Source organism: Nocardia sp. NBC_00508 (genome assembly GCF_036346875.1).
In the GTDB taxonomy this organism is placed as follows: domain Bacteria; phylum Actinomycetota; class Actinomycetes; order Mycobacteriales; family Mycobacteriaceae; genus Nocardia.
Genome location: NZ_CP107852.1, coordinates 7,483,664 through 7,501,938, shown reverse-complemented (window position 1 = coordinate 7,501,938; position 18,275 = coordinate 7,483,664). Strand labels below are relative to the sequence as shown.

Here is an 18,275-nt window from a genome sequence, read left to right as displayed (position 1 = left end):
CCTGCTGAACCACCGCCATGTCAGAGTGCGCTGCCAGCCACCGACGAACGATATTGATCGACTCGATCGCGGCCGAAGGGTTCGGAGTACCAGGCCGAGACCATCCGCATGGTGGCCCGATGGTGAGCGCCCAGCCAACTCGTCCGGAGGAGTGCTCCGCTCATGCTCGTCTGTTCGAATCTATGGTCGGGTCCATGGACGACGTGACATCGGTCCGGATCGGAACCGCCGAGGATGCACGGCATCACTTCGATGCGATCTGCGAGCTGTATGACGAAGCATTCTCAGCACCCCCGTTCGTCTGGCCGGCGACCGAGTCGCAGCGGCATCGGCAGATGCTCTCCAAGATGATCGACTTGCCGAGCTTCGGCATCGCTCTCGCGGAATCCGGCGGCGCCCTATCGGGGTTCGTCTACGGAAGCACACTGACCATCAACACCGTATGGTGGGACGGGTTCCAACAGCCGGTACCCGCGGATGTCACGCGTGAATGGCCTGGTCGGACTTTCGCGGTGATCGATCTCGCCGTCCAGGAGCCGATGCGCCGACATGGTAACGGCCGCCGACTGCTGGATACGCTGCTCGACAGTCGACCCGAGGAGCGGGCGACGCTGGCGGTCCAGCCGCAGGCTGAAGACTCGCATGCGTTCTATCGAGCGCTCGGTGGATGGTGGCTGGTTGGGCGGCAGAGCACGCCGGGGTTCGTATCACCGGAATTCGACGTCTATATCCGGGAGCTGGGGAGTCCATAGTCCATCAGCAATTGGTCGAGCTCACGCACGCACAGAGCATCAGTCCATTGATCGAGCTCTGATCGCGCATCAGCGATGATGCCGATGAGCCGGTCTGAACGGCACTCGATGGCTAGACCGGCTGCCTTGCCGATACCTTTTGCGGCTTCGTCTATCTCCCACGCCGAGATATGGGCATGCGCGAGGTCGATGTAGGCCAGTGCTCGATTGCGCGTGAAGCCCTCGCCGATGAGAGCGAGCGACGATTCGGCCGCATCCTGCGCCTCGGGCGCACATCCGAGCCGATACATGCAGTCGCTTCGAAACGCAAGCGAAAGACCTGGCCCATGGAAGTAGGCGACAGAGTTCTCCTCTGGTGGAACGTCATCCAAGATGGCGTCGGCAGCGTCGAGCGCCGTGACACACGCCTGATGACGTCCGGTGGTGGCGTAGCCGAACGCGGTGATGTCATCGGCGTAGGCGCGTAGCAGGCGATCATCGACGCTTCGTGCCCAGTTCTGCGCGGCCACCGCGTGATCGATCCCTGTCCGTGGAGATCCGCGCCAGGTGGCGAGGTAGCTCAGGTTACACAGGACGAGGGCGACGAGTGCGTCGTGACCAGCGTCGTGCGCGGATTCGCGGGCCTGCTCGTAGTTGGAATTAGCGGAACGGAAGTCACGCAGGTCGAAGTGCATCCACCCGGCCAGCTGCGCGAGCTGGCTATGGAGTGTCAGCAATCGCGGCCGCAAGTGGCTGGGCGCCTGCCGCAGCAGAGCGGATGCGATCGCCTGCTGAGCGGAGACCATCGGAATTACTGTGTGGGGACCGTAGAGGTCGTTCTGCGACAGCGCAATCTCCAGCGCAGCCTCGATGTGACCGATGGTGACGTTGTCCACCCGGTCGGGCCGGATGAGTACTTCACCAACTCGGCGTTGCTCGTCTGGATCCAGACCAGCCAAGATTGCGGCGACAGCGGGCAGCCCACCAGCAACGCCACCGAACAGAGAGAGCAACTCACGCCGATTCATCTCGACCCACGTCCGCAATTCGACATCCAGAGGCGAGTGTAGGCGGGTCGGCGGCGACAGGGTGGCAATCGCAGGCGTGAGCGATGCACCTTCGTAATAGAACCTGTACGCCTGCTCGGGGCTGAGACCGTCTAGCAGCGTGTCCATGACATCCGAGGACCGCGGGCTCAGCGGGGCTTCCTTGCCCTGCTGTTCCCACTTTCCGACCGTTCGCACCGCACGCCCACAGACCGCCGCGAATTCCTCCTGCGTCAGCCGCATCGCCGTACGAAGCACCAGAACATCGGCACCACTCCATTTGTGGATCATCGCTGGCCCACCCCTCACCTCGACGTGTCGAATACCGGAAGAGTAGGACCAAAATGCCTGCTGCGTACCTGTATTGCATCGCCTCGTCACCGGATTCTGGACCCGCACCCGGTACCGGGTCGATGTCGTTGCCCCGCAACGACACACCGACCACCGTGAGCGGTCGGTCGGTGGCGCATGCTCCTCGGCGCCGGGTGCTCATCACACCACGAGCAGGGAGACTGGGGATGGGGCTGGACAAAACTCGAGTGCTGCCGCCTGTACAGGCCGATACGGCTTTGACACGGTGCCGTTTTTATCGAGAGACCTGCGGACTACCTGCACGGCTTCAGCCCGAACTCGGAAGCATCATCGTGCCTATGGGCAGAGTTGGCGCGATAACCATGCCTCATCTGCTCGGCGCTGCCGTGAAGGCCCGTATGCACAGTCAGGGTGTGCAGCTCGGTCCGATCGTCTCGCATCCGCGCTCGAAACGATGGACTTTTCTCATCGTCCCGGATGTGCCGGACGAGAACAGGCTGTTTGCTGAGTTGTTCCGGCTCAACGTTTCGGTATCGCGCTTCGGTGCGCAAATCGCGTTGCCGTCGCCCGGCGCCCGGCAGGCGGGATTCCGCGTCTGGGTGACACCACCACGCAACGCCTTCCGCCCATCCGGCATGGCTGTCATCGAGTGCGTTCGAGCTTGCCAACCGCAGCGCAGGCGGTGACGTCGTGGATTCGCAGCTGTCGCCGCGACCCGAAGAAGGCGACGTTCATCTATCGGTCCAGCTCCATGATGTGCGTCTTGATTTCGCCGCCTGTCTGACGGCCGCGTTGCGCTTCGTGCAGGACTGGCGCGCTTACCACTATCCAGATGCGGTGACCGTGATCCCTGGCGACGCAGCTGGACTGCCTCGTTTGCCCAACGAACGCCTTTATCTGGAGCCGTGTCAGCGTGATATTCGAGGGGCAACCATCGGCCAGGCCGCCCTGGGAATGGACGGAGAAGAACCCATGAGTCATCAGGTGCGACCCGAAAATACGGATACGATGACCGGTGCAGGCATGCTGGTTACTCTCGACGGGCCGGGAGGGGTTGGCAAGTCCAGTACTATCCGCGAGCTTGTCGGCTACCTGCGCAGCCGAGGGGTGCGTGTGCACGCCACGGCACAGCCCAGCCCTACAGTGCTCGGCGATCTTATCCGTGCGCAGGCCGACACCTATCGGGGAATCGCGTTGGCGTGCTTGGTTGCTGGCGATCGGCATCATCAACTTGCCAGTGAGATCGTCAGGGCGATCGAGGCGGGCGCGGTTGTGGTCTGTGACCGCTATCTGCCGTCCTCGCTCGTGCTGCAAGTACTCGATGGCCTCGACCCGTGGTTGGTGTGGCAGCTCAATCACGATGTACGGGTGCCAGATTTGGCGGTGATTCTGCACGCCGACGTCCGCGCCCTGGCATTACGGCTCATGACACGAGGCGCGCACGATCGATTCGAACGCGCCAGCGACAGCAGCCGGATCCAGTCCGACCGATTCCACGAAGTCGCCGCCGAGCTCGCTGACACCGGGTGGCCGGTTGTCGAGTTCGACTGCACCCACCAGCAGCCGTTCGACACCGCCCGCACGATCGGCGATCTCGTCCTGCCTCGCATTCAGGCGGACCGAGGCGCCGATCAGGGCGGTCCACTCACCGAGCAGTAGGCAGGCAACGATGATGACCGAACACGATCCAGTGAAGGGAGCAGCGAATGATCGTCGGCCGGATGATGCTCGACCACCCGGGCTGGGTTCAGGCCACCGACGGCGTGGCCCACCGCGCGGTCACAGACGGTCACCGTGCCACGCTCGTCACCGCCAGCGGCGGTGACGAGGGGTGGTTGAGGTTCGAGCAGTTCGATCCGGCCGCGCTGGCCGGTGCCGATGACATGTTGATAGCGTTGAAAGCTACTGGCCCGGTTGCACGGCTGGCTAATCCGAACTTCTGGGATGCCTTGGCTACCGCGATCATGCGGCAGGTGATCCGGGCCGGCCAGGCTCGCAAGCTGTACGCGCTATTCAGCCGCACACACGGGCAGCCGGTCAGCCATGGTGACACCACAGCATGGCTGTTCCCGGAACCGCAGAAGATCCTCGAACTGTCCGACCAGGCGTTCTCCGAACTTGGCGTCGCGTTCAAACGGTCCGCGCTCCAGGCCGCGGCTCGGGCCTACCTCGAATACGGCGACGCCTGGACCGCAATGGCGCGTTCTACCCCTGACCGCCTCGCACTGATTGCCGCCTTACAGGCGGTACCACGGATCGGGCCGTGGACCGCTGGTGCTGCGGTCGCCGACTTCACCAATGACTTCTCCGTGTATCCGTACGCCGATCTCGCTGTCCGCACCTGGGCAAGGCGGCTCTCACCCAAGCGAATGTGGCATGACGACGAGCCTGGGTTCGCGGCACAATGGCGGGAGCTGGCGGGAAAACAATTGTCCGCGTGGACATTACTCACTCTCGCATGGGGGATAAACAATGCCGACCTCACCAGAACGGCCCCGTCGTGACCTGATCGCCGGAGCCGCCACGAGCCACCCGCTGGATGCCCTGTTCGTCAACGCACCGCTGCGCGACTACAGTTTGCGTCCCAGGGTCAACGACTTCACACTTCCCGTGCTGGGCATGGCCTACATTGCCACCTACGCCGCACAGCAAGGATTCAATGTCGGTGTCCTCGACGCCGAAGCTCACGGATTGGGTATCGACCAGACGATCGACATCATCAATGTCACCCGGCCGCGGTGGGCCGGATTCAACCTGCTCGCACCCACCTATGAGATCAGTGCCCGCATCGCCGCTGGTCTCGACCCGGGCATCAAGGTCATGCTTGGTGGGCACCAGGCGAAAGCGATGCCGAGGGAAATCCTCACCGATCCACGCATGACACGCTGCGCCGCGCTGGTTCTCGGCGAAGCAGAGACTCGGGTATCCGAACTCCTCGACGATCACAGCAACCGAGCCCGCTTACCGGGCGTGATGTGGCTGGACCGGATCATGCGGACACCGGTCACCGGGGGAAAACCGGGCACGTCCCACTATCTTGCACCCGACATCAACACGTTGCCGTTCGTCGACCGAACTTACCTGTGCCAGGACCCCCACTACGAACGGGACCGGTGGGAGGCGAACATGGTCGGCGCGCGGGGATGCCCATACAACTGTTCCTTCTGCGGAGCCGCGGTCAGCGCCAACCCGGACGTCACCATCCGAACTCGCGACCCGCACAACATCATCGACGAAATGGTGCGGTTACGGGAAGAGCACGGAGTGACGGCGTTTCGGTTCGTCGATGACCTCTTCCTGGGAGCACGCCGTGTGATCGACACGATGATGGGCGCGTTCACCACTGAACGGGCCGGCGACTGGGCGTGCTGGGATGCGACCGGTCGCATCAACGTGCTGCACCGAGCCGCCGATGCAACACTGGAGACGTTGGCGGCCAACGGGCTACGTGAAGTCGCGCTCGGTATCGAGTCCGGCAGCGCCCGCATGCTCGAGTACATCGACAAGCGCATCACCCCGGAGATGGCGGTCAGCGTGGTGACTCGCCTGGCCGAACGCGGCATCGGCGTGAAGGGCTACTTCATCCTCGGGTTCCCAGGCGAGACCAGCGGAGAGATCGACGCCACCGAGCAACTGATCCACCGATTGTGGGAGGCCACCGATCAGCTACCCGGCCAATTCCGCGCTTCGGTGTTCGAGTTCCGCCCCTACCCCGGAACACCCGAATGGCATCGACTGATGGCATCCGGCCGCTACCAGCCGGAACAGCTACTGAACTACTCGCCGGTGGATTTGACCGATGGTGGTGTCGATGAGTCGATGCTGGCCCGCGACGAATTCAACTTCTCGGTCAACCTCCAGCTCGCCGAAGCGCCGACCAGCTACATTCGTGCCAAGCTGGTCGACCTGGCGCACGCCCAGCATGAGCGCACCAGCACCGGTTAGCTGCTGACGCCCGCGACCACAGCCGGTGTATTCCAGCCGTGCTCGCTGAACTGCGCTCCGCCGTCGAGGAACGCGCGGATCCCGACGGCGGGGTACTCGATCAAGTCATCGGGTAGCTGGTCTATAGGGAACCACCGCACAGCCGCGCACTTCTCCGGTTCCCGGTTCACCGGCTCCCCGACCCACCGGCGTGCCTGGAGGAACATCCCCAGCCGGGGCTCCGGACCGGAACCGGTGGCGTGTACCGCGTGGACGAATCGGAGGTCGGCCGGGTCGATGAGCACGCCGACTTCCTCGTGGGCTTCGCGGACGGCCGCGGCGGTGATCGGCTCCCCCGCGTCGAGTTTGCCCGATGGTAGATGCCACCGGCCTGCAAACATATCTCCTCGGCGCTGGGTCAGCAGCAGTTCGTCCTCGCGCACGAGCAGGATATGAACGTCTACCAGGTGACGATCGGCCATCGGCATCTCCTCGTGGTCCACGGTCGGCCGAGACGATACGGCACCGGCGATCTTGTCACCACGGGACCCGCGTGGGGCTTCGACCCGCCCGTACTCTCGATCACCGCGGCCATTTACACGACCCGGACCGGCGTGCTCGGTGCCGAATCAGGATGTGCAGGACGCTTTGGGCAAGCGAGTTCAGGTTGACCCGGCGATGGCGCATCCGAGCTCGCAGGTGAATTCGCCGAGCGCGGCTAGGCTCCCGCGAGTGTGGAGCGTTTGCGCCCGTACCCGAGGTAGACCGCGATGCCGATGGTTCGGAATGGAGTTCGTCCGCTGAGCGAGCCTCGGGGGTGATCCACGTCACTGGCTGATGCTGTCAGGAATTCGGGGGCTGTCTCGTTCAGGGAGCACGCGAACCAGACAGGAGCGAACCATGCAGCACCGTATCGTCGTCCTCGGGGCCGGATACGCCGGAGCCTTCTCCGCCGGGTACCTGGCCCGCCAACTCCACTCCGACGACTTCGAGATCACCGTCGTCAACGCCGAACCCGATTTCGTCGAGCGGCTGCGCCTGCATCAGCTCGCCGCCGGGCAGGATCTCCGCCACCGGCCGCTGGCGGAGGTGTTCGCGGGCACCGGCATCCGGCTACGAGTGGCGCGGGTGACCAACGTCGACGCCGAGCACCGGACTGTCACAGTCGCCGACGGCGAGGGCATCGACCGGCTCGAATACGACACCCTCCTCTACGCGCTCGGCAGCACCGCTGCCGACCACGGCGTTCCTGGCGTCGACGAGCACGCCTTCCACGTGGCCGCGCGGCCGTCCGCGCTGCGCCTGCGCGCACGCCTGGACGAGCTGGGCGAGGACGGGAAGGTGCTGGTAGTCGGCGGCAACCTGACCGCGATCGAGGCCGCCACCGAGATCGCCGAATCCCGTCCAGGACTTCGGGTCAGCCTCGCCACCAGCGGCGAACTGGGCGGCTGGCTGGGCACGAAGGCCCGCCGTCACCTGCTGCGTGCCTTCGACCGGTTCGGTATCACGGTCCACGAGCACACCACCATCGAGCGCGTCGAGCAGGCGGCGGCGGTCGCCGCCGACGGAACCGCTTTCGCCTCGGACGCGACCGTGTGGGCCGCCGGCTTCGCCGTCCACCCGATTGCCGCCGCCAGCGGCCTCGAGGTGGTACCCAACGGCCAGATCACGGTCGACCGTCAGATGCGGTCGGTCTCGCACCCGGATATCTACGTAGCCGGTGACAGCGCCTTCGTCATCGGCGAGAACGGTCGGCCGTTGCCGATGTCCTGCGCTTCCGCGGGACCCACCAGCAAGCAGGCGACGGCCGCGATCATCGGAGACCGGACCGGGCGCAAGATCTCGACGGCCTCGATGTCGTATGTCGGCAACCACATCAGCCTCGGCCGGAAGGACGCGATCTACCAGCCGGTCGACGGTGAGGCGCGATCGAAGTCGTGGGCTCTACGTGGCCGGAAGGCAGCGCGCGTCAAGTCGGCAATCCTCGACACTGCCGCCTGGGCACTGAGCCATCCAACCTTCGGAATGCCGAGTCACCAGTACCGCTTGGCCACCACCCGAGAGCACTCGCCCGACATGGTCGCCGGATAGAGTCGTGCTCATGGACACCGCCACCGTGGCGCGTTTCGAGGCCAGCCGGAATCGGCTGGCCTCGCTTGCCTATCGTCTGCTCGGCTCGGCCGCCGACGCCGAGGACACGGTGCAGGACGCGTTCCTGCGGTGGCAGGCCGCCGACCGGGAGTACGTCGAGGTTCCCGAGGCATGGCTGACCAAGATCGTCACCAACCTCGCGCTCGACCGGCTCCGTTCGGCGAAGGTGCGGCGCGAACGCGCGGTCGGCGCCTGGATGCCCGAACCGCTCCTCGACGGCGACCCGATGCTGGGTCCGGCCGACACAGTCGAGCAGCGCGAATCGGTGACTCTGGCGGTGCTGACGCTCATGGAGCGTCTTTCGCCGGTCGAACGGGCCGCTTACGTGCTGCGCGAGGCCTTTGCGTACAGCCACGCCGAGATAGCCGAGATTCTCGGCATCACCGAGTCCGGGAGTCAGCAACACACCCACCGAGCCCGGCGTCGAATCGCCGCCGCTGGCAACGGCACTGACATCGACCATGCCTCCGCGCGTCGAATCGTCGAGGCGTTCGTCGATGCCGCCTCCTCGGGCCGGACCGAACGGCTGGTTGCGCTGCTGACCGACGACGCGACGGGCATCTCCGACGGCGCGGGGCTGGCCGAGAAGCTGATCCGGTACTCGACCCCGGAGCGGATCGCCAGCGCGGCGCGGGCCGGCTTCAAACCGTCTCCGGCCAAGCGGAGATTCGCCGGTGGCTCGCCCTCGATCCATGCCGTCGTGATCAACGGCTGCCCGGCCATGCTCGTCACGCTCGACGACCGGGTCGTGGGCGTCGTGATCCTGGAGATCCGAGACGACAAGATCACAGGCGTGCGCAGCATCGCCGCCCCGGACCGACTCGGTCGCCTCACCGAGGAATGGCAGCGGCAGGAGCATGATGTGCCGCTGATCGAATCGTGGTAACCGCTGTCGCGCTCGTATTCGGGCACGGTGTCGTGCCTGCCCGAGTGGGACAAGTGACGCCGCCGGCGGGTCGGCGGTGTCGGTTGCAGGTGTGTGGTCGTGCCGCAGGTTGTGCTTCCCGACAATCTGGGCGTTGTCGGATCGTCCTTGCCGGGGTGTGGGTTTCGTAGATTCCGCCGACGCAGGAGGCTGAACCGGCAAGAGGTCGTGGCGGGCGCCGCGTGAGGTGTGGGCGGGCCTCATCCTTCGGTGGCGAGCCGGTCCAGCCACTCCTTCAGTAGATGCTGCTCCGCGCTGCTGAGGCTGGTTTGTTCGGGCAGCGCAGCGCGCAAGGCGCGGGCAGCGCCGGCCGGTCCCGCGTCGCGCACCGCCGGCTCCTGGTTGGTTACTGCGGCGACCATGGACTCCCGAAGAGTGGTCAACAGGGCCGGGTTGCGCCGCTCCTGCGGCAGGGACAGCCAGGTGAGCACCGCGCCGCGCGCCGTGGCATGGATGATCATGGCCGCGAGTTCCTCATCGACATGGAGCCAGCCGCCCGCAGCGAGGCGACGTAGACGGCCCATCAGGATCTCCATACCAGCCTTGAAAGCAGGCGACGCAGCCCTCGTGGGCTCGCTGTACATCAGGGTGTACAGCGCGGGATTGGCCAGACCGAACTCGACGGCCAGGTCCCAGCCGGCCCTCAGATCCGCGAGGAGGTCCTGCGGGTCGGGATCGACGTGTTTGGTAGCGAGAAACTTGGCGAAGCCGTGCTCGGCGACCGCGTCGAGCAACCCGTCCTTGTCGCCGAACAGCCGGTAGATGGCGGGTGGCTGCATACCTGCCGCGACCGCGACCGCGCGAGTGGTGACGGCGTCGCGGCCCTCGCGCGCAAGCAGGTCGGCGGCGGCCTCGATGACCCGCTGCTCGCGGCCTATGTCCGCGATTTCGGAGTCGGTAGCGCCGTTCCTGCTGGGTGGGTGTGATGGCACGTATCAATGATACAGCTGACATGATTCCATCGTTAATATCAATGATACGCTTCAACTGATTCCATTGATACCAGCGACTGGAGCGCATCATGATCATCGTTACCGGAGCCACCGGACAGCTCGGCCGTCAGATCGTCGAAAGGCTGTCGACGCGCGTGTCGGCGGACCGAATCGGCGTCAGCGTCCGTGACCCGCAGAAGGCGCAGTCGTTCGCCGACCAGGGGGTACGGGTGCGGCAAGGCAGCTTCACCGACGCCGTCAGCCTCGCCCACTCCTTCGAGGGCGCCTCCCAGGTACTCATCGTTTCTGTCGACAAGCTGGGCGATGAGGCAGTGCGGCAGCACCGTGCCGCGATCGACGGGGCCGTCGCAGCGGGTGCCCGCCGCATCCTCTACACCAGCCACATGGGTGCGAGCGCCTCGTCGTATTTCCAGCCCTGCCGCGACCATGCCGCTACCGAGGAAGCGCTGCGCGCCGCCGGAGTACCGTTCACCTCGCTGCGCAATGGTTTCTATGCCGCCAGCGCGGTGCGGTTCCTCGGCCATGGCCTCGAGTCCGGCCAGGTCGTCCTCCCCGCAGACGGGCCGGTCAGTTGGACCACCCACGCCGACCTCGCGGAGGCGGCCGCCGCCGTCCTGGCTGACGAAGGCCGCTTCGACGGCCCCACGCCGCCGCTCACCGCATCTCAGGCGCTCACCTTTGACGACATCGCCGACATCGCCACCGATGTCACGGGCCGCACCATCGCCAGAGCCACTGTGCCCGGCGACCAGTTCCGGGAGCAACTGGTGGGCCGGGGAGTCCCCGCAGAGGCAGCGGACCAGCTGCTGGGCATGTTTGCCGCCAGCCGCGCCGGGGAATTCGCCGCCGTCGACCCCACCCTGGCCGACCTGATCGGCCGCGAACCCATCACCGTGGACGCAATGCTGCGCGAATTGTCCAGCGTCTGATCCAGGGACCGCCGGTCGGATGTCGACGGCCGACTCGCGACAGGCCGCGGGACTCGGAGCAGGCACACAAACCCCGCTCGCAACTACCGCCATCTCGTTCAGATGACGTCAAATGTCCTGTACCAACATCTCCGGCCGGCAGGTGGTGTTCACGTTCGTCCGTAGGTGGTGCCACAGATGACCTGCACAACCAACGCCGCCTCGCCCGCACCTGACACAGTTCTCAGACGCTCACTTACTCCGCATTCCGTTTGACGGGCCACCACATCCAAGTGCGCGGGTGTGCCTCAGATGCAGCCGGGTGCCTGTGACCGCCGATGCCGTGCACGGTCGGGTGTTGGCCAACGTGTCTGTGACCGTGTCGATCAGCCTGCGCCTTCAGTCTGAGCGAACTATCAGCCCGGCTGAAGAGCACTCCGAACATCACTGAACACGACTCCGAACATCGACAGCCGCAGCAGGTTTCCGCAGGCCGGATCTGTAACGCATGCCATGTACGCGGCAACGTCAACCGTTCGGGGGTTGGTGATACAGCCGCGGATAGTTGTCCAGGGCATGCCCCTGCGACCAGGGCGAATCGCCATATCCGTTGTTTTACTACCGGAACCCCCGTGCGGCCGGCTGGGTTGCTGGGCCGCACGGTCGGTGGAGTGGTCAGGCGCCGAAGTCGGCACGGTGGTCGGTGGCCCACTCGGCCAGGGTGCGTCCAGGCTTGCCGGTCACGGCGGTGGCGGGACGTACCTGGTCGGGGGTGGTGAGGGTGTCGCTCCAGTAGTCGAGCAGCATCTTCATGATCGGCTGGGGGATGAATTGCGCTGTCTCGGCGCGGAATTCGTCAGGGGTGATCTCGGTCAGCGGGATCTGTCGTCCGAGTGCGGCGCTGATCGTGGCGACCTGCTCGGTGCGGGTGAGTGCCTGCGGGCCGGTGATCGGGATGGTCTGCCCGATGTGGTCGTCGGACAGCAGCGTCTCGGCGGCGGCATCGGCGACGTCGTATTCGTGAACCGGTGCCTGCGCGGATGCCAGGTACGGTGCGCGGATGGGTGTGCCCGAGCTGATCTGCCACCGCCATTCGAGCAGGTTGTTGGCGAAGGTGCCGGGGCGCAGGATCGTCCACGCGTCGGTGCGATCGGTGACGGCGGCTTCGACTGCGCTGTGGTGCAGCTGGCTTGCCGAGCCGCGGTCGCGGGGAAATTCCATCGCCGCGGCCAGCGAGGACAGGACCGTGAAGCGGTGCACGCCGGCGGCGACGGCCGCGTCGAGAAAGACGTCGATGCCGTGTGCCGGGAAGATGAAGGCGCGATCGACGCCCTCGAACACCTGCGGGCCGAGGGTGGAGGCGTCGGCGAGGTCGCCCGCGACGACGTCGACCGCCGCGGCCAGGTTCGCGTCCTCTGGTTTGCGGGTCAGGGCGCGGACTGTGGCACCGCGGGTGAGGAGGCTGGTGACGAGGTGGCGGCCGACGGCGCCGGTCGCGCCGGTGACGAGAACGGTCGGGCGGAAGGGGCGAATCTCTGTGCTGCTCATGACATGAATACTTCCGGTAACGACCATGGCGCCACATCACGAGAATTCGTTATTTCAGACTGCGCAGCCACCCCCACAACATCCGGCGACGGTGACCCATCGGATGCCACCGAACCTGACTCGCCGAAAGGGACTGGCTCGCCACCCGAGATCCCTCACTGCGAGGTCGAACCCGCTTGCCGCAGAGGGCAGAGGACACGATGATCTGCCTCATGATCAATAGGACGGATAGCTCGCCTACCGTCCCACGCAGATGAGGCACCGCAGGCAGAGCCCATGAAGTGCCTCAACTTCGATGGGACAGGGCAATAGGCTGCGGCCGTCTCGCACTCGTCGTGACTGCGCCTCCGAACAGCAGGACTCCATCCCCACAGTTGTTGCGTGCGAACCGATCTGAGTCTCACATCCGATGAAATTGCAATCAGAAGGCAAACTGGGCGGAATCCGGCGCTAAGCCGAAGCACTGGATACGAGCCGACGGCTGTTCTGCTAGCCGTGGGTTCGTCGGAACCGTGAACAGGGTTGTGGCGCTGTTGGTTTCATGCGCGGCTGTGCGTGATGAGAACGCGGGGTACGGCCGATTCGGTGTGGGGTCGCAGACTCACCCCCGGCTCCCGCAGTCAGGGTTCTGGATTCGATGTGGATCAGCTCCTGAGGCGCGCTGGCGTGGTGTCGGCCGGTGATGTGCGGGTGGTGCGAAGTCCTGCGGCGGCGTTGTCGGCCCGGCGTGTGCGCAGGCCTCCGGCCACGCAGAGCATTGCACCGAGCGCGCCCCAGGCGATCAGCACGATGACGGCGTGGGTGGCGCCGCGGCCGTCGAAGAAGGCGGTCGATCGTAGCAACTGGCCACCAGCCCCGGGGGGCAGTAGCTGGCCGAGCGTGCCGGACCAGCCGGGCAGCATCTCGGGTGCAGTCGCCGTACCCGAAAGGGGGTTGCCGATGAGCATCATGAGCACGGCGCCGATCCCGATTCCGGCATATCCGAGCAGGGATTCCAGCCCGAGGACGGTTAGGGAGGTGGCCGCGATGATCAGGGCGACGGCGCCGGCGTTGGCTGGGTAGGACCCGCTCAGTGAGCCGAGCCAGAATTGCAGGATCGCTGCCACAGTCAGGCCGCCGGCAGCGGCGAAGGCGAGTGCCCCGGTGATCCGGCGGACAGTGCCGTGGACGAGCCGGGTCAGTAGCACTGCGGCCAGCAGACCGCCCATGACCAGTGGCAGGGCGCCTGCGGCCAGGCCGGCGCCGCGTGGGTCGTCGGCGGGCAGGGCAGCGAGGTCGCGGACAGCGACCGGTGTGCCAGGTTTCCCTGCCTGGCCGAGGCCGGTCGCCATGGTCTGCAGGGTCTGGGCGACCGCTGTGCTGGCGGCGGAGGCGACGATGACCTGCGGGGTGCCGGAGCTGAGGTCGATCGCCCCGTACACCTGCCGGTCGCGGATGAGTTGTTCAGCGGCCGCGGTGTCGGCGACTTCGGTGATCTCGAACCCGCCCGGCAGACGCTGCTCCAGTGCGGTGCGGATCTGCGCGACCGCCGTAGCCGGCCCTGCGACGGCGATCGGCACATCGTGCACCGATGACCGCACCGACGGCCAGGCGAAGGCGACGAGCAGCACGCCGATGATCGCCGTGAGCAGGACGACTGCTCTGGCCACCGTCGGCCATCGTGACGGAAGCGCATCGGGGACGAGCGGTGCCCGCGTGGTCATGTCTACTCCTCGAACAGTTGGGCCGTGACCGGCGTTCATCGCAGGGTGAGAGGGGTCTCGGATTCGATGTGGGTCAGTTTCTGCGGGTTGCGGACGTAGTAGAGGCCGGTGATGCGGGTGTCCTCGACGCGCATCGCGATGACGCCGTCGAGTTCCCCGTCGACGTGCAGAGCCAGTGCGGGGCTGCCGTTGACCACGGTCGGCTCGACGGTGAGCGGGACGTCGTTCTTGGTGAGGCCGCCGACGATGAAACGGGCAACCTTGCCAGCCCCGATGATCGGCCGTGGTGTGGCCTGCTTGATGCCACCACCGTCGCTGATCGCCACGACGTCAGGGGCGAGCACCTCGAGCAGGCCCTGCAGGTCCCGAGTCTCGAGCGCACGCCGGAAGGCTTCGAGCGCCGCCTCGGCCTGCCGTGCGGTGACCGCGCGGCGCGGGCGGCGGGCTTCGACGTGGAGGCGGGCGCGGTGGGCGATCTGATGCACGGCGGCGGGGGTTTTGTCGACCGCGGCCGCGATCTCGTCGTAGCCGATCCCGAATGCTTCGCGCAGCACGAACACCGCGCGTTCGGTCGGGGTCAGTGTCTCGAGGACAAGCATCAGCGCCATCGACACGCTTTCGGAGAGTTCGACGTCGGCGGCCACATCCGGAGTGGTGAGCAGCGGCTCAGGCAGCCACGAGCCCACGTATGACTCTCTGCGGCGTTTCATCGAGCGCAGCCGGTTGAGCGCTTGCCGGGTGGTGATCCGGACCAGGTAGGCGCGTTGATCGCTCACCTGCCCCACGTCGACCTTCACCCATCGCAGCCAGGCTTCTTGCAAGACGTCCTCGGCGTCGGCCGCCGATCCGAGCATCTCGTAGGCGACGGTGAACAGCAGGTTGCGGTGCGCGACGAAAGCCTCGGTCGCCGGGTCGGTGGCGTCGTTGCCGCTGTCGAGGCCCGCTGCCTCGTTGTCGGCCTTCCGCCGGCCGCGGGGTTCACCCGTTGTGTCCATGGAGTCCTCTCCTGTCGGTAGCCGTTGGGTCCGGCGCCGGGTCGCCGATGACGCACGATGTGCGGCGGCGTCCGCTATTCGGGCGCTGTCGCACATCGTGCTGCCGAGATCACCGGCTGCCGACTCGACGACGGTGAATCCGGTGTCCTACGCGACCGGTGCCGCCGTGTCGCCGCGCTGGGCCTGCAGCAACATCGGCCTGTGCTTGCCGTCCTTGGGCCAGGAGTGCGAACCGGGCTTGCGCGCTTCGGTCACCAGATGCTTGACGCTGAAGGCGCACGAGAGCTCCTTGAGCTTCTTGCCCGCGAGGCCGCTGAGGTAGAGCCGCATCGCGGTGTCGTCCTTGTGGGCGAGCTGGAAGATCCCGGTGCGACGCCCGAAGCTGATGCACATGGCGGGGAACGACAGGTCGATCGGTGCAGGCTGTTTACCTGCGATCCGGTTCAGCACGGTGTCGGCGGCATGGGCGCCCAGGCATCCCGCGGCGTAGGCGCTCATCCGGAACGGCAGGTCAGATGGTGCCGACGAGTCGCCCGCCGCGACGATGCGCTCGTCGTCGACGCTGGTCAAGGTTTCGTCGGTAAGCAGGCGCCCAGCGGCGTCGGTGCGCAGCCCGCTGCGGTCGGCCAGATCGGGCACACCGAAGCCCGCGGTCCAGATGGTGACCTGACTCGCCAACGTGCGGCCGTCACCGAGTTCCACGGCCTCCCGTGTCACCGCAGTGACCGACGCATCGGGGCCTTCGAGCACGCCGACCCCCAGCTGGGCGAGGTACTTGTGGGCTGTGCGTCGGGCCCGGGGGTGCAGGTACGGACCGAGGGCACCTCCACAGATCAACGTGACGGCGCGACCCTGCTCTGCCAGTTCCGCGGCGGTCTCGATGCCGGTCGGACCGGCCCCGACGACCGTAACCGCGGCCCTCACGGGCGTGTCGTAGAGCACCGACCGCAGCCGCTGCGCCGCCTCCAGGGTCGCGATCGGATAGGCGAACTCGGCCGCGCCCGGGACCCACAGGCCGAAGCTGCCGCTGCCCACCGCGTAGATGAGGTAGTCGTAGCCGACCGTGCCGCCCTCGGCCAGCGTCACGCTGCGCCCGGCTGCGTCGATCCGCGTCACACTGTCGACGACCAGCCGGATGCCCTCGGCCAGGACTTCCTGGTAGTCGACGACCGCATCGTGGGTCCCGCCCACCAGCTGGTGCAGACGCAGCCGCGGAACAAAGACCGGGCGCGGATTGATCACGGTCACCGTCACGTCGTCGCGCTGCATCAAACGATTGGCCGCCATCACTCCGGCATATCCGCCGCCGATCACGACCACATCGGTGTTCTTGCTCATCGTGTCTCCTTCGCTCCGAGAGGCTCGAGCACAAGACACCGCATCGACGAACATCCTGACATCATGTGACGCGTATCACTACACAGGCCCGGTCCGCGGCTCATCACGCCATCAAGTAGCCGGACTCGACCTAGAGTCGGAAGGTCGCAGCCACGTCTCAGCGCCGGACTACACGCGCAGTTGGCCCTCAACTCCCGAAGATCGTGCGCGCCTCGCAGGCTGACGTCGTCCTGCCGGGCGAGCCGGCACCCGCGCCGTCGTACTTGGCCGCCATGACCATCGCGGTCGACGATCTCGCCGTCGCGCGCAGCATCATCGAGAATTCCGGCGTGGCCCTCCGGGAAACGGACGAGGGCTTCTTCGTCTCCGCTCGCGACGCCTATGGCGCCGGTCTGTTCTTCGTATCGGCCTGACTCTGTCGAGGCAGAACGTAGACGGCATTGCTGGAATGGTGGATGAGTTCCGCAGCTGTGGGGTCGAACCCAAACGCTTCGCACGCGCCGCATAGCGCCGCCAACTCCTCCGATACCATGCCGGCCCTATCCGACCAATGCGACCAGAAACGTTGCCTGACGCGGCAATCTGCGCGTGCCGGCTCGGCTCAGAGGTGTTGAGTCCCCCACTGCACGAGCTTCTCAACAGGTATGTTCCATGCCCGTACTGCGGAGTTGGGGACGAACGTCGTGATTTCTGGAATTCCCTCCAGTTCCGGGACCGTGGCGAGAAAGTGGAGGTATCTGCCATCTTCGAGCCGGATCGAGAAGGGTTGCTCCCGATCGTCGGGTCCGGGTTCGAACAACAGCTCGGGCTCATCGGCGAGCCACGGTTCCAGCAGATCCTCGACTCGGGTGAAAGAGACTCCGGTGAGCCAGTCCCGTTGCGGCTGTCCTGTGACGTAATCGTCGATCACGGAGAAGCAGAGGACCGACCAGTCTTCGATATCGCTTGCTCGGCACTGGAGGGCCAGTCCTTCGATGTCGAAATACTCCATCTCGGGATTCGGATCGCCCGCAGGCAAGCTGACAGAGCCGCCGTCGATGTCCTGGCCGTCGGCACCGAACGAACCCAAGGCGGAGTCCACCTCTGCAGCGAACCTGCGATACTCCTCGAGTGTGAAGAATTCACACCAGTCCGGGACTGCGTCGCGCGTGGCGGGTGGGTCTGCGCGCCCGGCTTCCCGGCAGGCGGCCAGCAGCGGGGTGGCGGATTTCTGCAGGGTGCCCCGTTCTCGATCTCGGACCAGCTGACGCAGATAGAATTCCGGGATCACACCTGCCCTGAACTCCGCCGGGGTGTTGGAGCGGATGACCGCGGTGCGGTTGTAGGGGTTGAGGTCGTCACCTGCACGATCCTGATAACCCCATCGGGCCGGCGCGACACGCAACAGGACTTCACCGATGTATCGCACCGTGCCGGTGGTGAACTCCGCATTGTCCTCGACGTCGATGGCATCCTGGTCCGGATAGCGCGCGAGCACGATCGGTTCCAGCGCGTCCAGGGAATCGAGCGTGAAGTCGAAAGGAAAGTCCGCGGGCAGGTAGGAACGGCGCCACTGCGGCAGCGCACTTCCCATGCTGGCCAGCCATCTGTCCAGGAAGACGCGTGCCGGTTCGGTCATGTTCTTGCGGTCCTCGGCCATGTACGCCTCGGTTCGGTCATTCTCGTGCACGATTTACATCCTCGCGTACTGCTGGCGGGTTCCCATCTTTGAGTAGCGCGCTCGATCTCTGACCCCGAATGT

General features: G+C 65.9%; 17 protein-coding genes. 9 read left to right on the top strand and 8 right to left on the bottom strand.

The window, feature by feature from the left end:
• Nucleotides 1-194 precede the first annotated feature (194 nt).
• Nucleotides 195-752, top strand: a complete 558-nt coding sequence (locus OHA40_RS33665; RefSeq protein WP_330230833.1) for a GNAT family N-acetyltransferase — start codon at nucleotides 195-197, stop codon at nucleotides 750-752.
• On the opposite strand, the gene OHA40_RS33660 is transcribed toward OHA40_RS33665, so the two are convergent.
• Nucleotides 725-2,068, bottom strand: coding sequence for a helix-turn-helix domain-containing protein (locus tag OHA40_RS33660; protein WP_330230832.1), 1,344 nt, complete (start codon nucleotides 2,066-2,068; stop codon nucleotides 725-727). The genes OHA40_RS33665 and OHA40_RS33660 overlap by 28 nt on opposite strands.
• Nucleotides 2,069-2,295: 227 nt before the next feature.
• On the opposite strand from OHA40_RS33660, the gene OHA40_RS33655 reads away from it, so the two are divergent.
• Genes OHA40_RS33655 through OHA40_RS33640 form a run of 4 tightly spaced genes read left to right on the top strand, consistent with a single transcriptional unit; the run spans nucleotide 2,296 to nucleotide 6,034 of the window.
• Entirely contained in the window at nucleotides 2,296-2,775 is a 480-nt protein-coding gene (locus tag OHA40_RS33655; RefSeq protein WP_330230831.1) for a DNA-directed RNA polymerase subunit beta, read from the top strand.
• Nucleotides 2,776-2,779: 4 nt separating this feature from the next.
• The gene (locus tag OHA40_RS33650) at nucleotides 2,780-3,748 is read left to right on the top strand and encodes a dTMP kinase (protein WP_330230830.1); all 969 of its coding nucleotides are present in this window, start codon (nucleotides 2,780-2,782) and stop codon (nucleotides 3,746-3,748) included.
• Between the two features lie 47 nt (nucleotides 3,749-3,795).
• Nucleotides 3,796-4,593 carry a hypothetical protein gene (locus OHA40_RS33645; RefSeq protein WP_330230829.1) on the top strand — a complete coding sequence of 266 codons (798 nt, stop codon included), beginning with the start codon at nucleotides 3,796-3,798 and terminating at the stop codon, nucleotides 4,591-4,593.
• Nucleotides 4,562-6,034 carry a B12-binding domain-containing radical SAM protein gene (locus OHA40_RS33640; RefSeq protein ID WP_330230828.1) on the top strand — a complete coding sequence of 491 codons (1,473 nt, stop codon included), beginning with the start codon at nucleotides 4,562-4,564 and terminating at the stop codon, nucleotides 6,032-6,034. The genes OHA40_RS33645 and OHA40_RS33640 overlap by 32 nt, the downstream gene beginning before the upstream one ends.
• Here the strand turns inward: OHA40_RS33640 and OHA40_RS33635 are convergent.
• Nucleotides 6,031-6,495, bottom strand: coding sequence for an NUDIX hydrolase (locus tag OHA40_RS33635; protein ID WP_330230827.1), 465 nt, complete (start codon nucleotides 6,493-6,495; stop codon nucleotides 6,031-6,033). The two genes, OHA40_RS33640 and OHA40_RS33635, sit on opposite strands and share 4 nt — an antisense overlap.
• Nucleotides 6,496-6,913: 418 nt before the next feature.
• Here OHA40_RS33635 and OHA40_RS33630 point away from each other — a divergent pair, with 418 nt between their 5' ends.
• Entirely contained in the window at nucleotides 6,914-8,104 is a 1,191-nt protein-coding gene (locus OHA40_RS33630) for an NAD(P)/FAD-dependent oxidoreductase (protein ID WP_330230826.1), read from the top strand.
• Between the two features lie 10 nt (nucleotides 8,105-8,114).
• A complete protein-coding gene (locus OHA40_RS33625) occupies nucleotides 8,115-9,050 on the top strand; it encodes a sigma-70 family RNA polymerase sigma factor (protein ID WP_330230825.1) in 936 nt (311 codons plus the stop codon).
• Between the two features lie 239 nt (nucleotides 9,051-9,289).
• Here OHA40_RS33625 and OHA40_RS33620 read toward each other — a convergent pair whose 3' ends face one another.
• The gene (locus tag OHA40_RS33620; protein ID WP_330230824.1) at nucleotides 9,290-10,021 is read right to left on the bottom strand and encodes a TetR/AcrR family transcriptional regulator; all 732 of its coding nucleotides are present in this window, start codon (nucleotides 10,019-10,021) and stop codon (nucleotides 9,290-9,292) included.
• Between the two features lie 89 nt (nucleotides 10,022-10,110).
• On the opposite strand from OHA40_RS33620, the gene OHA40_RS33615 reads away from it, so the two are divergent.
• A complete protein-coding gene (locus tag OHA40_RS33615; protein WP_330230823.1) occupies nucleotides 10,111-10,971 on the top strand; it encodes an NmrA family NAD(P)-binding protein in 861 nt (286 codons plus the stop codon).
• Between the two features lie 654 nt (nucleotides 10,972-11,625).
• Here OHA40_RS33615 and OHA40_RS33610 read toward each other — a convergent pair.
• The 4 genes from OHA40_RS33610 to OHA40_RS33595 all read right to left on the bottom strand — a co-directional run bounded on the left by OHA40_RS33610 (nucleotide 11,626) and on the right by OHA40_RS33595 (nucleotide 16,534).
• Nucleotides 11,626-12,498 carry an SDR family oxidoreductase gene (locus OHA40_RS33610; protein WP_330230822.1) on the bottom strand — a complete coding sequence of 291 codons (873 nt, stop codon included), beginning with the start codon at nucleotides 12,496-12,498 and terminating at the stop codon, nucleotides 11,626-11,628.
• Nucleotides 12,499-13,142: 644 nt separating this feature from the next.
• Nucleotides 13,143-14,201 (bottom strand): hypothetical protein, encoded by a 1,059-nt coding sequence (locus tag OHA40_RS33605; protein WP_330230821.1) that lies wholly within the window; start codon nucleotides 14,199-14,201, stop codon nucleotides 13,143-13,145.
• A 35-nt stretch (nucleotides 14,202-14,236) separates the two neighbouring features.
• Nucleotides 14,237-15,196 carry an RNA polymerase sigma-70 factor gene (locus OHA40_RS33600; RefSeq protein WP_330230820.1) on the bottom strand — a complete coding sequence of 320 codons (960 nt, stop codon included), beginning with the start codon at nucleotides 15,194-15,196 and terminating at the stop codon, nucleotides 14,237-14,239.
• Between the two features lie 147 nt (nucleotides 15,197-15,343).
• Entirely contained in the window at nucleotides 15,344-16,534 is a 1,191-nt protein-coding gene (locus OHA40_RS33595) for an NAD(P)/FAD-dependent oxidoreductase (protein WP_330230819.1), read from the bottom strand.
• Between the two features lie 203 nt (nucleotides 16,535-16,737).
• On the opposite strand from OHA40_RS33595, the gene OHA40_RS33590 reads away from it, so the two are divergent.
• Nucleotides 16,738-16,947 (top strand): hypothetical protein, encoded by a 210-nt coding sequence (locus tag OHA40_RS33590; RefSeq protein ID WP_330230818.1) that lies wholly within the window; start codon nucleotides 16,738-16,740, stop codon nucleotides 16,945-16,947.
• 188 nt (nucleotides 16,948-17,135) lie between these two features.
• Here OHA40_RS33590 and OHA40_RS33585 read toward each other — a convergent pair whose 3' ends face one another.
• Nucleotides 17,136-18,203 (bottom strand): hypothetical protein, encoded by a 1,068-nt coding sequence (locus OHA40_RS33585; RefSeq protein WP_330230817.1) that lies wholly within the window; start codon nucleotides 18,201-18,203, stop codon nucleotides 17,136-17,138.
• Nucleotides 18,204-18,275 lie beyond the last annotated feature (72 nt).

Excerpts from the sequence above, each read along its gene's own strand:
- OHA40_RS33665 (WP_330230833.1), top strand. The coding sequence starts at position 195 with ATGGACGACGTGACATCGGTCCGGATCGGAACCGCCGAGGATGCACGG.
- OHA40_RS33660 (WP_330230832.1), bottom strand. The coding sequence starts at position 2,068 with ATGATCCACAAATGGAGTGGTGCCGATGTTCTGGTGCTTCGTACGGCG.
- OHA40_RS33655 (WP_330230831.1), top strand. The coding sequence starts at position 2,296 with ATGGGGCTGGACAAAACTCGAGTGCTGCCGCCTGTACAGGCCGATACG.
- OHA40_RS33645 (WP_330230829.1), top strand. The coding sequence starts at position 3,796 with ATGATCGTCGGCCGGATGATGCTCGACCACCCGGGCTGGGTTCAGGCC.
- OHA40_RS33640 (WP_330230828.1), top strand. The coding sequence starts at position 4,562 with ATGCCGACCTCACCAGAACGGCCCCGTCGTGACCTGATCGCCGGAGCC.
- OHA40_RS33635 (WP_330230827.1), bottom strand. The coding sequence starts at position 6,495 with ATGGCCGATCGTCACCTGGTAGACGTTCATATCCTGCTCGTGCGCGAG.
- OHA40_RS33630 (WP_330230826.1), top strand. The coding sequence starts at position 6,914 with ATGCAGCACCGTATCGTCGTCCTCGGGGCCGGATACGCCGGAGCCTTC.
- OHA40_RS33625 (WP_330230825.1), top strand. The coding sequence starts at position 8,115 with ATGGACACCGCCACCGTGGCGCGTTTCGAGGCCAGCCGGAATCGGCTG.
- OHA40_RS33615 (WP_330230823.1), top strand. The coding sequence starts at position 10,111 with ATGATCATCGTTACCGGAGCCACCGGACAGCTCGGCCGTCAGATCGTC.
- OHA40_RS33610 (WP_330230822.1), bottom strand. The coding sequence starts at position 12,498 with ATGAGCAGCACAGAGATTCGCCCCTTCCGCCCGACCGTTCTCGTCACC.
- OHA40_RS33605 (WP_330230821.1), bottom strand. The coding sequence starts at position 14,201 with ATGACCACGCGGGCACCGCTCGTCCCCGATGCGCTTCCGTCACGATGG.
- OHA40_RS33600 (WP_330230820.1), bottom strand. The coding sequence starts at position 15,196 with ATGGACACAACGGGTGAACCCCGCGGCCGGCGGAAGGCCGACAACGAG.
- OHA40_RS33595 (WP_330230819.1), bottom strand. The coding sequence starts at position 16,534 with ATGAGCAAGAACACCGATGTGGTCGTGATCGGCGGCGGATATGCCGGA.